General features: G+C 73.4%; 17 protein-coding genes. 12 read left to right on the forward strand and 5 right to left on the reverse strand.

Annotation, left to right across the window (positions count from 1 at the left end):
* The first annotated feature begins 18 nt into the window (after nucleotides 1–18).
* Both F2B26_RS09440 and F2B26_RS09445 read left to right on the forward strand, forming a co-directional pair.
* Nucleotides 19–1116 (forward strand): alkaline phosphatase family protein, encoded by a 1098-nt coding sequence (locus tag F2B26_RS09440; protein WP_235929586.1) that lies wholly within the window; start codon nucleotides 19–21, stop codon nucleotides 1114–1116.
* A 10-nt stretch (nucleotides 1117–1126) separates the two neighbouring features.
* Nucleotides 1127–1759 carry a thymidine kinase gene (locus F2B26_RS09445; RefSeq protein ID WP_159808701.1) on the forward strand — a complete coding sequence of 211 codons (633 nt, stop codon included), beginning with the start codon at nucleotides 1127–1129 and terminating at the stop codon, nucleotides 1757–1759.
* A gap of 9 nt (nucleotides 1760–1768) precedes the next feature.
* Here the strand turns inward: F2B26_RS09445 and sepH are convergent, their stop codons facing one another.
* A complete protein-coding gene (gene sepH, locus F2B26_RS09450; protein ID WP_159808703.1) occupies nucleotides 1769–2911 on the reverse strand; it encodes a septation protein SepH in 1143 nt (380 codons plus the stop codon).
* Nucleotides 2912–3001: 90 nt separating this feature from the next.
* Between sepH and F2B26_RS09455 the strand changes: the two genes are divergently transcribed.
* Nucleotides 3002–3859, forward strand: coding sequence for an inositol monophosphatase family protein (locus F2B26_RS09455; protein WP_159808705.1), 858 nt, complete (start codon nucleotides 3002–3004; stop codon nucleotides 3857–3859).
* Nucleotides 3860–4045: 186 nt separating this feature from the next.
* The gene (locus F2B26_RS09460) at nucleotides 4046–4345 is read left to right on the forward strand and encodes a DUF4193 domain-containing protein (RefSeq protein ID WP_159808707.1); all 300 of its coding nucleotides are present in this window, start codon (nucleotides 4046–4048) and stop codon (nucleotides 4343–4345) included.
* Nucleotides 4346–4499: 154 nt separating this feature from the next.
* On the opposite strand, the gene F2B26_RS09465 is transcribed toward F2B26_RS09460, so the two are convergent.
* Complete coding sequence (locus F2B26_RS09465; protein ID WP_159808709.1) at nucleotides 4500–4973, reverse strand: DUF3093 domain-containing protein; 474 nt, start codon at nucleotides 4971–4973, stop codon at nucleotides 4500–4502.
* A 60-nt stretch (nucleotides 4974–5033) separates the two neighbouring features.
* On the opposite strand from F2B26_RS09465, the gene dut reads away from it, so the two are divergent.
* The 4 genes from dut to F2B26_RS09485 all read left to right on the forward strand — a co-directional run bounded on the left by dut (nucleotide 5034) and on the right by F2B26_RS09485 (nucleotide 7342).
* Nucleotides 5034–5486, forward strand: a complete 453-nt coding sequence (gene dut / locus F2B26_RS09470) for a dUTP diphosphatase (RefSeq protein WP_235929584.1) — start codon at nucleotides 5034–5036, stop codon at nucleotides 5484–5486.
* A 74-nt stretch (nucleotides 5487–5560) separates the two neighbouring features.
* The gene (locus F2B26_RS09475) at nucleotides 5561–6292 is read left to right on the forward strand and encodes a DUF3710 domain-containing protein (RefSeq protein WP_159808713.1); all 732 of its coding nucleotides are present in this window, start codon (nucleotides 5561–5563) and stop codon (nucleotides 6290–6292) included.
* A complete protein-coding gene (locus tag F2B26_RS09480) occupies nucleotides 6289–6657 on the forward strand; it encodes an OB-fold nucleic acid binding domain-containing protein (RefSeq protein ID WP_159808715.1) in 369 nt (122 codons plus the stop codon). Before F2B26_RS09475 ends, F2B26_RS09480 begins: the two co-directional genes overlap by 4 nt.
* Nucleotides 6650–7342, forward strand: coding sequence for a DUF3159 domain-containing protein (locus F2B26_RS09485; protein WP_235929585.1), 693 nt, complete (start codon nucleotides 6650–6652; stop codon nucleotides 7340–7342). The genes F2B26_RS09480 and F2B26_RS09485 overlap by 8 nt, the downstream gene beginning before the upstream one ends.
* Here F2B26_RS09485 and F2B26_RS09490 read toward each other — a convergent pair.
* Both F2B26_RS09490 and F2B26_RS09495 read right to left on the reverse strand, forming a co-directional pair.
* A complete protein-coding gene (locus F2B26_RS09490; RefSeq protein WP_159808717.1) occupies nucleotides 7278–7949 on the reverse strand; it encodes a potassium channel family protein in 672 nt (223 codons plus the stop codon). The genes F2B26_RS09485 and F2B26_RS09490 overlap by 65 nt on opposite strands.
* Nucleotides 7946–8596 carry a potassium channel family protein gene (locus tag F2B26_RS09495; RefSeq protein ID WP_159808729.1) on the reverse strand — a complete coding sequence of 217 codons (651 nt, stop codon included), beginning with the start codon at nucleotides 8594–8596 and terminating at the stop codon, nucleotides 7946–7948. The genes F2B26_RS09490 and F2B26_RS09495 overlap by 4 nt, the downstream gene beginning before the upstream one ends.
* A 94-nt stretch (nucleotides 8597–8690) precedes the next feature.
* Between F2B26_RS09495 and F2B26_RS09500 the strand changes: the two genes are divergently transcribed.
* From F2B26_RS09500 to acnA, 4 genes are all read left to right on the forward strand, one after another.
* Nucleotides 8691–10745 carry an APC family permease gene (locus tag F2B26_RS09500; RefSeq protein ID WP_159808719.1) on the forward strand — a complete coding sequence of 685 codons (2055 nt, stop codon included), beginning with the start codon at nucleotides 8691–8693 and terminating at the stop codon, nucleotides 10743–10745.
* Entirely contained in the window at nucleotides 10742–11974 is a 1233-nt protein-coding gene (locus F2B26_RS09505) for a class I SAM-dependent RNA methyltransferase (protein WP_159808721.1), read from the forward strand. Before F2B26_RS09500 ends, F2B26_RS09505 begins: the two co-directional genes overlap by 4 nt.
* Nucleotides 11975–12071: 97 nt before the next feature.
* Complete coding sequence (locus F2B26_RS09510; protein ID WP_159808723.1) at nucleotides 12072–12236, forward strand: translation initiation factor 2; 165 nt, start codon at nucleotides 12072–12074, stop codon at nucleotides 12234–12236.
* A 132-nt stretch (nucleotides 12237–12368) separates the two neighbouring features.
* Nucleotides 12369–15119 (forward strand): aconitate hydratase AcnA, encoded by a 2751-nt coding sequence (gene acnA / locus F2B26_RS09515; RefSeq protein WP_159808725.1) that lies wholly within the window; start codon nucleotides 12369–12371, stop codon nucleotides 15117–15119.
* Nucleotides 15120–15234: 115 nt separating this feature from the next.
* Here the strand turns inward: acnA and F2B26_RS09520 are convergent.
* Nucleotides 15235–15420: hypothetical protein (locus F2B26_RS09520; RefSeq protein WP_201292681.1), on the reverse strand; the 186-nt coding region annotated here is incomplete at its 5' end.

Consider the following 15420-nt stretch of genomic DNA (forward strand, 5'->3'; position numbering starts at 1 on the left):
ACCCGCCGCAAGGCCGGGCTGGGCGACGTGCTCGCCGGCGCGGCCGGTGCCCTCGGGCTGGACGACGAGCAGGCCCAGCAGGCGCGGGTGCTGCTGGAGCTGCCGCACGTGCGGCGCATGGTGGTCGTGCTCGTCGACGGCCTCGGACGCAACAACCTGGCCGAGCGGTCCGGGCACGCACCGTTCCTGCGGGGTCTGCTCGCGGGCTCGCGCACGCTGCGCAGCACCTTCCCCTCGACCACGGCGACCGCGATGGCGACGTTCGGCACCGGTCTGCCGCCGGGTCGCACCGCGATGCTCGGCTACACGGTGCGCGTGCCCGCCACGGGCGCGCTGGGCAACCTGGTGTCCTGGACCCAGCTCCCCGAGCCGCAGGTGTGGCAGCCGGCGCCCACCTGGTTCGACCGGATGTCCGCAGCGGGGATCGCGGTCACGAGCGTCGGCCCGCAGCGTTTCGAGGGGTCGGGGCTGACCCGGGCGGCGCTGCACGGCGGTGGCTACCGACCCGCGGAGTCGTTGGTCGAACGCGTCGACGGGGTGCTCGACGTGCTCCGGGCGCCGGGTCTGGCGTACCTGTACTGGGGCGACGTCGACAAGGCCGGGCACCACCACGGCTGGGGCTCGCTGGAGTGGGGTGATGCGCTGGCGGCGGTCGACCATGAGCTGGCCCGGCTGGCCCGGGCGCTGCCGACGGGCACCCTGCTGCTCGTCACCGCCGACCACGGCATGGTCGACGTCGACCGGCGGGCGCGCTGGGACGTGGCGACCGAACCGGAGCTGCGCGCCCAGGTCGACCTGGTGGCCGGTGAGCCGCGGGCGATGCAGCTGCACCTGACGGCGGGCGCGGACCCGGTGCAGGTCGCCGACCGGTGGCGCGAGGTGCTCGGGAACCGGGCCGTCGTGCTCACCCGGGACGTGGCGATCGAGGCCGGGCTGCTCGGTCCGGTGGACGAGCGGGTGCGCCCGGTGGTCGGTGACGTCCTGGTGGCGATGGGCGGTCGGGCCACGGTGGTCGACTCCCGCACCCAGACCCCGGCCTCCCTCGAGCTGGTCGGCGTGCACGGTTCGCTCACCGACCAGGAGATGTCCATCCCCCTGCTGCTGGCGGGGGGCTAGAGGAGGTCCGATGGCCGAGCTCGTCTTCTTCTCCGGGCCGATGGACTGCGGCAAGTCCACGCTGGCCCTGCAGATGCACCACAACCATGCCGTGCGCGGCCGTGACGGCCTGCTGTTCACCCGGCTGGACCGCGCCGGTGTCGCCACCATCTCCTCCCGGCTCGGCCTGTCGCGGCGCGCGCTCGAGGTGGACGACACCACGGACTTCTGGTCGCTGGTCGTCGACCGGCGCACCCACGGGCACCCGGTGGACTACGTCATCGCCGACGAGGCCCAGTTCTTCACGGCGCTCCAGGTCGAGCAGCTCGCGCGGGTGGTGGACGAGCTCGACGTCGACGTCTTCACGTTCGGCATCACCTCGGACTTCCGGGCGCGGCTGTTCCCGGGCTCGGCGCGGCTGGTCGAGCTCGCCGACCGCGTCGAGGTGCTGCAGGTCCGTGCGCTGTGCTGGTGCGGGGCCCGTGCCACGCACAACGCTCGCACCCTCGACGGCCTCATGGTCACGCAGGGTGAGCAGGTGGTGGTCGGTGACGTCGAGGGCGGCGGCGGTGAGGTCGCCTACGAGGTGCTGTGCCGGCGCCACCACATGCGCCAGATGACCGCGGCCGTGGCCCGCGCCGTGCTGCCCGTCGACGGGCGCTGAGCCGCCGGGCTACTCCGGTCTGGCCCCGAAGACGATCTCGTCCCAGCTGGGCACCTTGGCGCGACCGCGCCGTCGGGTCCGTTCACCGGGCTCGGGCACGGCCTCGGCACCGTCGGCTGCCGGCGCCGGTGACGCGTCCGGCGTCGGGAGCACCGGCTGCGGACCGGCGAGGTCTGCACCGGCGGGTCCGAGCCCGGTACGCGCCGTAGGTGCGGCTGCATGCGGCAGCACGGGCGTCGGGAGCACCGTGGTGGGCAGCACCGGGCTCGCGGGCCGCTGCGGACCCGCGGGGACCGGCTCGGGAGGCGTCTTGCCGGTGGGCGGCTCGTCGTCGCGGCCGAGCAGGTGACCGAGGTCGAACGCCCGTTGCGGGCCGAACCCCTCGAACTCCTCACCGTCGTCGTCGACCTCGACGGGCTGGCGGCGGCCGCGGCGGCTGCCGAGCTCGTCGAGCAGCGCCGCGGTGGTGTCGGCGGGGTCGGACGGGACCGGCCCTGCCGTTCCGTCGCCGGGCAGCTCGGGCTGGGCGCGCAGGTCGAACACGACGTCGCGCACGGCCGACAGGTGCCGTCGGCCCACCGGCTCGTCGAGCTCGGTCTCGGACAGCCAGCGCGCCTCGTCCTCCTGGGCCGTGAGGCTGCGGCTGGACGGGTCGTAGCTCCAGCGCGCCTCGCGGTCCTGACCGCCGACGCCGAACCGGGCGAGCACCGTCCAGGGCCCGGACGAGCGGCGCGCGGCGTCCCAGGCGAGTGTCGCGACGTCGATGCCGCGCGCGGCGAGCCGGTCGGCGACCAGGTCACCGAGCGCGGGGGAGCCGGCCTCGTGGCCCACGCGGGCGGCCTTGGCCTGCTCCGCGATGAACTCGCGCTCGGCGAGCACGGGTCCCTCGTAGCGACGGACGGCCTCGACGTCCAGACCCGACTGCCGTGCCACCTCGGCGGCTGTGGCGCCGGCGCGGATCGCACTCTGGATCTCGCGCGGGCTCAGCGTGCCGGCCCGTTCGGCGCGCAGCTGTTCCAGCTGCGGCCGGTCCCGGCGCACGGCTGCGCGCAACGGCTCGTCGATCCGCAGCCGGAAACGCTGACCGTCGGATGCGAGCAGGACGAGGTGCTCTCCGTCGTCGTGCAGACCCACCAGCTCGAGCTCTCCCATGGCACCTCCCACCACAGGGTGCCATCGCCGGGGCCGGTTGGCGCGCACCTGCGCCGGTGAGCCGGTCACCGGGTCGGGCAGGATGGTGGCGTGCCGACATCGAACCCGCTGCCCCCCGCCCAGATCGACGAGCTGCGCGAGGTGGCCGAGCGCGTGGCCCGGCGCGCCGGTGACCTGGTCCGGGACGGCCGGCCGGACCGCGTCGAGGTTGCCGCGACGAAGACCAGCCCGCAGGACGTCGTCACCGCGATGGACCTGGCCTCCGAGAAGCTGCTGCGCGAGCTGCTGGCGGTGGAGCGCCCGGGTGACGGGGTGCTGGGCGAGGAGGGCGGCTTCACCCAGGGCAGCACGGGCATCACGTGGGTGGTGGACCCGATCGACGGCACCGTCAACTACCTGTACGGCCTGGCCAACTACTCGGTCATGGTGGCCGCGGTGGTGACCCCGGACGGCGGCGAGCCGGACCCGGCGACGTGGACGGTGCTGGCCGGCTGCGTGCACGCGCCCGGCGACGGCCGCACGTTCACCGCGGGGCTCGGCGCCGGCGCCTGGTTCGGTGACCGCCGGCTTCGTATCGACGAGCCCGGTCCGCTCGACCTGTGCCTGGTCGGCACCGGCTTCGGCTACCGCCGGCAGGCCCGCGAGCTGCAGGGGGCGGTGCTCGCCGAGCTGCTGCCGCAGGTGCGTGACATCCGGCGGCTCGGCTCGGCCGGGCTCGACCTGTGCACGCTGGCCTCGGGTGGGCTCGACCTGTTCTTCGAACGGGGGCTGCGGCCGTGGGACCTGGCCGCGCCCAGCCTCGTCGTCACCGAGGCGGGTGGGGTGATCACCGGGCTGCGCGGCCGGCCGGCCGGCGAGGTCATGACGGTGGCGGGCCACCGTGCGCGGGTCGGCGAGCTGCAGGGGATCCTCGAGCGCACCGGGGCGGACGCACCGCTGGAGGGGTGACGTCCGTGCGGGCCGGGTGCCGCCGATGCGCGGCGCGCCGACCTCACGGTTCGCCCTCCGGGTCTGCATGGTGCAGAATCCGTGCGGCCGTGCGGGGACAGGCCATTCGCGGCACGGAACAAATCTGGTCCCTCGCGCATTGATGCCGCGTACAGAACGACCCGACCACGGAGAGTGACGCCACAGATGGCTACCGACTACGACGCGCCTCGCAAGACCGAGGAGGAGCTGTCCGAGGACAGCCTCCAGGAGCTGCAGGCCAGGCGTTCCGACAAGAACTCGGGCGTGGTCGACGAGGACGAGACCGAGGCCGCGGAAGGCTTCGAGCTCCCCGGTGCCGACCTCTCGGGTGAGGAGCTGTCCGTCCGGGTGCTGCCGCGCCAGGCGGACGAGTTCACCTGCTCGCACTGCTTCCTGGTGCACCACCGCAGCCAGCTCGCCTACGAGCGCAACGGCCAGCCCGTCTGCTCGGAGTGCGCTGCCTGACCGAACGAGCCTGACCGCGGCCGGTGACCCCTCGGGTCGCCGGCCGTCGTCGTTCTGGGCCGGCGGGCCGCGCACAGGCACCCGCACGCCGGCACCTGCACGCGGCCGGTCGCCAGGCCGCAACCCTCGTCACCAGGTGCGCGCCGAGCCGGGGCTAGGGGGCCGGTGCGGCCTCGGGTGCCGCACCCGCGCGTTCCAGGACCGCCACGAGCGCCGCGGGACGGCGGGTCGAGACGATCCAGTACGGGGTCGGGTCGGCGGGGTCGCGCAGCTCCACCCGCACGGCGGTCCGCACCCAGGATCGCAGGCACGCGTAGGACCTCGCATCGAGCGCCGGTCCCAGCTCCACCGCGAGCTCCTGGGGGCTCAACGCACGCGGCGCGGCGAGCAGCGCGATCGGCACCTGGGCCCGGCCGGCCCGCAGCACCCCGTCGGCCACCCGGACGCGCGCCGTGGTCGCGACGACCACGACGATGGTCACGAGCAGCGAGACGACGGCGACGACGAGGCCCAGCCGGGGGCTGATCGGTGCGGGGACGGCGCCGAGGCTGAGGGCCGCGAGCGCCACCCCGAACCAGCCCACAGGGCCGAACCAGAGTCGCTCGTCATGGTCGGGCGCGGAGGTCACGGGGCCAGCATCGCATCGACGGCCCGAGCTCGGTGCGACGGGCCGGTAGGGTCGGGCGCCGTGGACGACGTCGAGGTGCTGCTGGTGCGGTTGGACCCGGGGCTCCCGGTCCCGGGCTACGCCAAGGAGGGCGACGCGGGGGCCGACCTCATGACCCGGGTCGACGTGGTCCTGGCACCCGGTGAGCGGGTCACCGTGCCCACCGGCGTGGCGATCGCGCTGCCGCCCGGTCACGCGGCGTTCGTGCACCCGCGCTCGGGCCTGGCCGCGCGGCACGGGCTCACGGTCGTCAACGCACCAGGGACGGTCGACTCGGGGTACCGCGGCGAGATCCTGGTGACGCTGCTCAACACCGACACCGCGGCCGAGCTGCGGCTGGCCCGTGGCGACCGCATCGCCCAGCTCGTGGTCCAGCGGGTCGAGCGGGCGAGCTTCGTCGAGGTCGCCGAGCTGCCCGGCTCGGAGCGCGGTGCGGGCGGCTTCGGCTCGTCGGGCGGCTGGGGCACCGCATGAGCGGATCGTCGCCGCGCGCGGACTACCCTGAGCAGCGACGGCGCGCACCGGCGCGCCCGGACGGGAGTGCGTAGGTGGCGCTGTTCCGCCGCGGCACGAAGGACGCCGCACATGACGAGGTCGAGGTCGACCCCAGCGACCAGGAGCTCGGGACCGAGGACGTCCCTGAGCCCGAGCCGGACGACGTGACCGACGACGAGCCCGGCGAGCCGACCGGCCCGTGGGACGCCTCGCAGGTGCCCCCGGGGGACGGCCGGCTGGACCTCGGGGGGATGCGGCTCGCGGTCGCGCCCGGTGCCAAGGTGCACATGGAGACCAAGGGCCAGGTGGTGACGCTGGTCCGCGTCGAGCTCGACGGCTCCGAGCTGCAGCTGGCACCGTTCGCCGCGCCGCGTTCGGAGGGCATCTGGGACGAGATCCGGGAGGAGATCGCCCAGCAGGTGACCTCCGACGGGGGCACCGTCGACGACCTGCCCGGTCCCTTCGGCCGGGAGCTGTTGGCACGTGTCGTCGTGCGCACGGCCGAGGGGCGGACCGGGCAGCGCGTGGTCCGGTTCATCGGCGCCGACGGTCCGCGCTGGTTCCTGCGCGGTGTCATCACCGGTCGGGCCACGACCGACGCCGAGGCCGCCGCCGCGGTCGAGCAGTTCTTCGCGGGCACCGTCGTGGTGCGCGGCACGGAGGCCATGCCGCCCCGTGAGCCGCTGGCGTTGCAGCTGCCCGGGCAGGTGGGGCCGGCACCGGTGCCTGAGCCGGCACCGGTGGACCCGTTCGCCCGTGGCCCCGAGATCACGGAGATCCGATGACGACGATGCGTGAGCGCGCCCGCGCGCTGCTCGCCTCGCGGGCCGAGGTCGAGGCAGCCGAGGAGCGTCAGGACGCGCAGGCGACCGGGTGCATCCCGGTCGGTCAGGTGCCGGACCGCAGCCGCGCGATCGTCTCGGGTGTGCTGCGTTCGGTGACCCTGCGCCCGCGCGACGGCGTGCCGGCGCTCGAGGCGGAGCTGTACGACGGCAGCGGCACGCTCGACGTGGTCTGGCTCGGCAGACGGGAGATCTCCGGGATCGTCCCCGGGCGTCGGCTCAAGGTCGAGGGCCTGGTGTGCAAGGTCGGTGGCCGTCGGGTCGTGTTCAACCCCCGCTACCAGCTGCGCCCGCGTCCCGGTGAGTGACCCGCAGCCGCCGACGGGTGTGCGCGCCCTGGCCGGCGAGCAGTTCTCGTTGACGCAGGCCGTCGGCGGGGTCCGCGGCCTCGTCGAGTCGATCGCGCCGGGTCTGCTCTTCGTGGTCGTCTACCTGGTGGCCGGTCAGCGGCTCGTGCCCGCCGTGGTGGCCGCGGGCGCGGCGTCGCTCGTGGCGGTGGTCGCGCGGCTCGTGCAGCGCACGCCGCTCACCCAGGCGCTGTCCGGGGTGCTCGGGGTCGGGATCGGGGTGGTCTGGGCGCTGGCGTCCGGACGCGCCGAGAACTACTTCGCGTGGGGCCTGTGGACCAACGTCGCCTACCTGGTCGCCACCGCGGCGTCGATCGCCGTGGGCTGGCCCGTGGTCGGTGTGCTCATCGGCTTGTTCGACGCGGACGGTCCGCTGTCCGGCGGGCCCTGGTCCTCGGTCGGTGCGTTCCGTGCCGATCCGGGGCGGCGTCGTCGAGCAGTCTGGGCCACCTGGCTGTGGGTCGCGGTGTTCGCCGTCCGGCTCGCCGTGCAGGTGCCGCTCTACCTGGCCGCGCAGGTGGCCTGGTTGGGCACCGCGAAGCTCGTCATGGGGGTCCCGCTGTTCGCCCTCGTGCTGTGGCTCAGCTGGGTTCTTGTCCGGCCAGCACCTGCTCCAGAGCCTGCTCGTCCGCATCCCGGCCCGTGACGAACAGCAGCTCGTCGCGCCCCTCGAGGGTGTCGTCCGGGCTGGGTGCCAGCGGCCGGGCGTCACGCACGATGCAGGCGAGCACCGTGTCCGCCGGCCACACGACCTGACCGACGAGCCGCCCGACCAGCGGGGAGTCGTCCGGCAGCGTCACCTCGCGGATGTCCGCCTTCGACTGGTGGAAGGTGAAGATCTTCACCAGGTCGCCGACCGCGACGGCCTCCTCGACCATCGCGGTCATGATGCGCGGGGTGGAGACGGCGACGTTGACCCCCCAGGCCTCGTCGAACATCCACTCGTTCTTCGGGTTGTTCACCCGGGCGACGGTGCGGGGGACGCCGAACTCGGTCTTGGCCAGCAGCGAGATGACGAGGTTGGCCTTGTCGTCACCGGTCGCGGCGACCATGACGTCGCACTCGTCGGCCCGGATCTGGCGCAGCGTCGGCAGCTCGCACGCGTCGGCGAGCACCCACTCGGCGTCGGCGACCTGGGCGACCCGCATGGCCGAGGGCTGCCGGTCGACGACCGTGACCTCGTGGCCGTGCAGCAGCAGCTCGCGTGCGATGGACCGACCGACCGAGCCGGCCCCGGCGATGATGACCCTCATGAGCTCACCGGCGGGAGTCCGGTGAGGACCCGTTCGACGGCGGGGGTGTCCTCCACCCGCAGCAGCACATGGACCACGTCGTTCTCCTGCAGGACGGTGGACGAGGTCGGCAGCACGCCGTCCCCGTACCGGGTGAGGTAGGCGACCCGCGCGCCGGAGGCGTCCTCGAGATGGCGTACGGGCAGTCCGACCCAGGCTGGGTTGACGTCGACCTGGGCGAGCGCGATCTGCCCGGAGGCGTCGTGGAACTCGTCGGTGGCCCCCATCGGGAGCAGCCGGCGCAGCACCTGGTCGGTGGTCCAGCGCACGGTCGCCACGGTGGGGATGCCGAGCCGCTGGTAGACCTCGGCGCGGTGCGGGTCGTAGATGCGCGCCACCACGTTGTCCACGCCGAACGTCTCGCGGACCACGCGGGCGGCCAGGATGTTCGAGTTGTCCCCGTCGGCGACCGCGGCGAAGCCGTACGCGTCGTCGATACCGGCGCTGGTGAGGGTGTCGCGGTCGAACCCGAGGCCGGTCACCTTGTTGCCCTCGAAGTCCGGTGGCAGCCGACGGAACGCCTCGGCGTTCTGGTCGACGACCGCCACCGAGTGGCCCCGCTCCTCGAGGGAGAGGGCAAGTGCGGCGCCGACGCGTCCGCAGCCCATGATGACGAAGTGCACGAGCGGTGAGGCTACCTCCTTCCCGGTCGGGACGGATGCCGGGAGCCGGGCGCGCGGCGCGGCTCTACCATCAGTCCTCGTGTCCGACCTCGCTGATGCCGCCAAGCGCCTGCTGCTGGGGCGACCCGTTCGCAGCGACCGGATGGGGCACACGCTGCTGCCCAAGCGCATCGCGCTGCCGGTGTTCGCCTCCGACGCGCTCTCGTCGGTCGCGTACGCCCCTGACGAGATCCTGCTCACCCTGGCCGCGGCCGGGCTCGCGGCCACGACGCTGTCGCCGTGGGTGGGTCTGGCGGTGGTCGTGGTCATGGCCACGGTCATCGCCTCGTACCGGCAGAACGTGCACGCCTACCCCTCCGGCGGCGGCGACTACGAGGTCGCGACCGTCAACCTCGGCCCGCGCGCCGGCCTCACGGTGGCCTCGGCCCTGCTCGTCGACTACGTGCTCACGGTGGCCGTGTCGGTCTCGGCCGGTGCGCGCTACGCCTCGGCCGCGATCCCGGAGCTGCGCGGGCACGAGGTTCAGCTCGGTCTGGTGATCGTCGTCGTGCTCATGCTGCTCAACCTGCGCGGCGTGCGGGAGTCGGGGACCGCGTTCGCGGTGCCGGTCTACCTCTACATGGCCACGATCGGTATCACCGCAGGTGTCGGCCTGGTGCGCTGGGCCACGGGCACGCTGCCGCAGGCCGTGTCGTCGGACCTCGCCCTGGCGCCGACGCCGGCTTTCGAGAGCGGGCTGGCGGGGGCGGCCGGCGCGTTCCTCGTGCTGCGCGCGTTCGCCTCGGGTTCCACCGCGCTCACCGGTGTGGAGGCGATCAGCAACGGGGTCCCGGCCTTCAAGAAGCCGAAGAGCAAGAACGCCGCGACCACGCTGCTGCTGCTCGGGCTGATCAGCTCCACGCTCGTGCTGTCGATCCTGTTCCTGGCCCGCCAGGCCGGGGTGCACTACGTCGAGGACCCGGCCACCCAGCTGCTGCGCGACGGTGTGCCGGTGGGCTCGAGCTACGTCCAGGCGCCGGTCATCAGCCAGCTGTCCGAGGCGATCTTCTCCGGCTTCCCGTTCGCCTTCCACCTGGTGGCCGCGGTGACCGGGCTCATCCTGGTGCTCGCGGCCAACACGGCGTTCAACGGTTTCCCGGTGCTCGGCTCGATCCTGGCCCGTGACGGCTGGATGCCGCGTCAGCTGCACACCCGCGGCGACCGCCTCGCCCTGTCGAACGGGATCGTCACGCTGGCCGGTGGCGCCGCGGTGCTCATCTGGGCCTTCGATGCCGACGTGACGCTGCTCATCCCGCTGTACACCGTCGGGGTGTTCGTCTCGTTCTCGCTGTCCCAGCTCGGCATGCTGCGGCACTGGGGGCGGCACCTGCGCACCGAGCCGGACCCGGCCGTCCGGTCCCGGATGAAGCGGTCCCGGGTCATCAACGCGGTGGGCTTCGCGATGACGGCCACCGTGCTGGTCGTCGTCATCGTCACCAAGTTCCTGCTCGGTGCGTGGATCGCGATCCTGGCGATGGTCGCGGTGTTCACCCTGATGAACGGGATCCACCGGCACTACGACCGGGTGCGCCAGGAGCTGGCGCTCGACGCCGACGCGCCCTCGGCCCGCGCGCTGCCCTCCCGCGTGCACGCGATCGTGCTGGTCTCGCACCTGCACCGCCCGACGATGCGGGCGCTGGCCTATGCGCGTGCTTCGCGGCCGTCCGTCCTCGAGGCCGTCACCGTGGGTGTGGACGCCGAGGACGTGGTCGCGCTGCGCGAGCAGTGGGAGTCCATGGACCTGCCGGTCCCGCTGCGCGTGCTCGACTCCCCGTTCCGCGAGATCACCCGCCCGGTGCTCACCTATGTCCGCTCCATCCGCAGGGAGAGCCCCCGTGACCTCGTCGTCGTGTACGTCCCGGAGTACGTCGTCGGGCACTGGTGGGAGGCGCTGCTGCACAACCAGAGCGCGATCCGGCTCAAGAGCAGGCTGCTGTTCATGCGCGGCGTGATCGTCGCCTCGGTGCCGTGGCAGCTCGACTCGTCGGCGCGCACCCGCTCGGTGGCCGAGAAGCTGGACTCCGCCCCGGTCGCCGGTGACACCCGCCGGGGGCCGGCACCGACCACCGCAGAGCCCGCGGAGGGTGACAAGTGAGCGACGAGACGCTGGTCGAGCTGACCGTCGGGCCGGTCGCGCACGGCGGCCACTGCGTCGCCCGCCTGGACGGCCGGGTCGTCTTCGTCCGGCACACCCTGCCCGGGGAGCGGGTCCGGGCCAGGCTGACCCATGCCGCCCCGGACGCCTCCTTCTGGCGTGCCGACGCGGTCGAGGTGCTCGACGCATCGCCGGACCGGGTCCCGTCGGTCTGGCCGGCCGCGGGGCCGGGCGGCGTCGGCGGGGGAGAGCTGTCGCACGTGGCCCCCGCGGCCCAGCAGCGCTGGAAGGCGGCCGTGCTCGCCGAGCAGCTGCGCCGGCTCGCGCACGACGAGCGCGAGGTGACGGTGCTGCCCGCACCGGGTGACGTCGAACGGGGCGGCCTGGCCTGGCGCACGCGGGTCGACCTCGTCACCGACGACCTCGGACGTGCCGGGATGCAGGTGTGGCACAGCCACGAGGTGCGCCCGCTCGACTCGATGCCCCTGGCCACCCAGGAGATCGCGGACCTCGACCTGTTCGGTCGCACCTGGCCGGCCGGCGCCCGGATCGAGGTGGCCGCCCCGCTCGGGGGCGACCGGCCGGTGGTGCTGGTCGACGGTGAGCCGTGGGACCTCGTGCACCACCGGGTCGACCGGCGCCCGACGGCACCGCGTGCGGTGCGCGAGACGGTCGGTCCGCACACCTATCGCGTGGCGGCCGACGGGTTCTGGCAGGCGCACCGCAGCGCGCCGGCGGTGCTCGTCGAGCGGGTCCTCGCTGGTGTGGGCGACATCGCGGGGGCGACGGTCGCCGACCTGTACTCCGGGGCGGGCCTCTTCACGGTGCCGTTGGCGCAGGCCGTCGGTGCCGACGGGAGCGTGGTGGCCGTGGAGGGCGACGCACGGGCGGTGCGCGACGCCCGGCGCAACGTGCACGACGCGCCGCAGGTGACGCTCGTGCACGGCGATGTCGCACGAACGCTGGCGACGAGCGAGCAGATCGTGCACGCCGACGTCGTGGTGCTGGACCCGCCGCGCACCGGGGCCGGACGTGCCGTGGTGGACCAGGTGCTGGCGCTGGCCCCCGAGCGGGTGGTCTACGTGGCGTGCGACCCGGCGGCCCTGGCCCGTGACCTGGCGCTGCTGGCCGCCGGTGGGCTGGTCACCGAGCAGGTGGACGGTCTGGACCTGTTCCCCATGACGCACCACCTCGAGGCGGTCGCGGTGCTGGGGCGCGCGCACCGCTGAGCCCGAGGTCGGGCTGCGGTCCGGCAGCCCTCGCGCCGGTGCGGGTGCGCGCCTACCGTGGGAGGCGTCCACACGACGTCGGGCCAGGGAGGCAGACATGACCACGGACCGGACGAGCAGGCTGGCAGCGGCCAAGCGAGCGGTGGCCGCCGAGCTCGGCAAGCAGGGCACCCCGGACTACGACCCGCGCTCGCACGAGCGGCTGATCGAGGCTGAGCGCAAGGCCGCCGAGGAGGCGCACGGGTCCGCACCGCAGCGCTGAGCCGCAGGTCGGCGCGGGTGCGCGCACCCGCGCCGACAGCTGCGCGCGCCGCGGGGGAGTTCGGCCTCCGCGAGGGGTGCCAAGTGATATCTTGATGTCGAGATAACACCCCGGTGCGAAGGAGAACCCCAGGTGAGCAACCTCGACAGCTTCGGGTCGCGCGGCACGCTTCAGGTCGGCGGCACCGACTACGAGGTGTACCGGCTCGCGGCCGTCCCCGGCCTCGCGCGACTGCCCTACAGCCTCAAGGTGCTGGCGGAGAACCTGCTGCGCACGGAGGACGGCCTCAACATCACGGCCGACCACGTGCGTGCACTCGCCGCCTGGGACCCGGACGCCCAGCCGGACACTGAGATCCAGTTCACCCCGGCCCGGGTGATCATGCAGGACTTCACCGGCGTGCCCTGCGTCGTGGACCTGGCGACCATGCGCGAGGCCGTCGTCGACCTCGGCGGCGACCCGTCCCAGATCAACCCGCTCTCGCCCGCCGAGATGGTGATCGACCACTCGGTGCAGATCGACGTGGCGGGCCGCGCGGACGCGTTCGAGCGCAACGTGGAGCTGGAGTACCAGCGCAACCGTGAGCGCTACCAGTTCCTGCGCTGGGGCCAGACCGCGTTCGACGACTTCAAGGTCGTCCCGCCGGGCACCGGCATCGTGCACCAGGTCAACATCGAGTACCTCGCGCGGGTCGTCATGACCCGTGAGGTCGACGGTGTGCTGCGGGCCTACCCCGACACCTGCGTCGGCACCGACTCGCACACCACGATGGTCAACGGCCTGGGCGTGCTGGGCTGGGGCGTCGGCGGCATCGAGGCCGAGGCGGCCATGCTCGGCCAGCCGGTGTCGATGCTCATCCCGCGGGTGGTCGGGTTCAAGCTCACCGGGGCCATCCCGGCCGGGGTCACCGCCACCGACGTGGTGCTCACGATCACCCAGATGCTGCGCAAGCACGGTGTGGTCGGCAAGTTCGTCGAGTTCTACGGCGCGGGCGTCGCGGCGGTGCCGCTGGCCAACCGTGCCACCATCGGCAACATGAGCCCGGAGTTCGGCTCGACCTGCGCGATCTTCCCGATCGATGCAGGCACGCTCGACTACCTGCGCCTCACGGGGCGCTCGGACGAGCAGGTCGCCCTGGTCGAGGCGTACGCCCGGGAGCAGGGGCTGTGGCTCGACCCCACGACCGACGGGTACGTCGAGCCGGTGTACTCCGAGTACCTCGAGCTGGACCTGTCGACCGTCGTGCCGTCGATCGCCGGGCCGAAGCGTCCGCAGGACCGCATCGAGCTGTCCCGGGCCAAGGAGCAGTTCGCCCGCGACCTGCCCACCTACGCCCCGACGCTCAACGGTGTCGACGAGTCGGAGAAGGAGTCCTTCCCGGCGTCCGACTCGCCGGCCGTGGGCCCGGCCCACCCGGTGCGGTTCGAGGTGACCGACAGCGTCGGACGCAGCTTCGAGCTGTTCCACGGCGCGGTGGCGATCGCCTCGATCACGTCGTGCACCAACACGTCGAACCCCTCGGTGATGCTCGCGGCGGGTCTGCTGGCCAAGAAGGCCGTCGAGAAGGGCCTGTCGGCCAAGCCGTGGGTGAAGACCTCGATGGCCCCCGGGTCCCAGGTCGTCACCAACTACTACGAGAAGGCCGGCCTGTGGCCGTACCTGGAGAAGCTCGGCTTCCACCTGGTCGGCTACGGCTGCGCGACGTGCATCGGCAACTCCGGCCCGCTCGACGAGAAGGTCTCGGCCGCCGTCGCCGAGCACGACCTGGCGATCGCCGCGGTGCTGTCCGGCAACCGCAACTTCGAGGGCCGGATCAACCCGGACGTGAAGATGAACTACCTGGCCAGCCCGCCGCTGGTGATCGCCTACTCGCTGGCCGGCACGATGGACTTCGACTTCGCGACCGAGCCGCTCGGCCGCGACGACGCGGGTCAGCCGGTGTTCCTGGCGGACATCTGGCCGTCGCCCGAGGAGGTCCAGGCCACGATCGACTCGTCGATCGACCGGGCCATGTTCACCCACGACTACGCCGACGTGTTCGCCGGCGACGAGCGGTGGCGGGCGCTGGCGACCCCGCAGGGCGCGACCTTCGCGTGGGACGACGACTCGACGTACGTGCGCAAGCCCCCGTACTTCGACGGCATGCCGGCCACCCCGGCCCCGGTGCAGGACATCACGGGTGCGCGGGCGCTGGCGGTGCTCGGTGACTCGGTGACCACCGACCACATCAGCCCCGCCGGGTCGATCAAGGCGGACAGCCCGGCCGGGCGCTACCTGGCCGAGCACGGCATCGACCGCAAGGACTTCAACTCCTACGGCTCGCGTCGCGGGAACCACGAGGTGATGATCCGGGGCACCTTCGCCAACATCCGGCTGCGCAACCAGCTGGTGCCGGGGGTGGAGGGCGGGTACACCGTCAACTTCCTCACGGGTGAGCAGACGAGCATCTACGACGCCTCGGTGGCCTACCAGGCCGCCGGTGTGCCGCTCGTCGTGCTCGGCGGCAAGGAGTACGGCTCCGGCTCCTCGCGCGACTGGGCCGCCAAGGGCACCTCGCTGCTCGGCGTCCGGGTGGTCATCACCGAGTCGTTCGAGCGGATCCACCGCTCGAACCTCATCGGGATGGGCGTGCTGCCGCTGCAGTTCCCCGCCGGGCAGAACGCCCAGTCGCTGGGGCTGGACGGCACCGAGATGTTCGACGTCTCCGGGATCACCGCGCTCAACGAGGGCAGCACGCCCCGCACGGTGCAGGTGAGCGCGACGAAGGCCGACGGCACGGTCGTCACGTTCGACGCGGTCGTGCGCATCGACACCCCTGGTGAGGCCGACTACTACCGCAACGGCGGCATCCTGCAGTACGTGCTGCGCTCGCTCGTCGCCTGAGAAGAGCACCCGCGGGGCGCCGCGACCCGGTCAAGTCACCGGGTCGCGGCGCCCCGCGGCGCATCCACCCACCGATGCGGCACCGACGCGCACCGGGGCGCACGGCCCCGGACCGCTACCGGGTGGCCAGCGGCGGGAGCGTCGCGCGCAGCTGGGCCAGCCCGACGAGCCCGGCGTACTCCTGGGCGGGCGCGGTGGGCGCCGCCGTGCCGCGCACCATCCGTTCGCGCAGGAAGGCCAGCTCGGAGGCGAGCGCCTGGAACCGGCGCATCCGGCGGGCCCCGTCAGGCCCGGCGACCCG

Origin of the sequence: Cellulomonas citrea, from assembly GCF_009829685.1 — a bacterium.
Lineage (GTDB): Bacteria > Actinomycetota > Actinomycetes > Actinomycetales > Cellulomonadaceae > Cellulomonas > Cellulomonas citrea.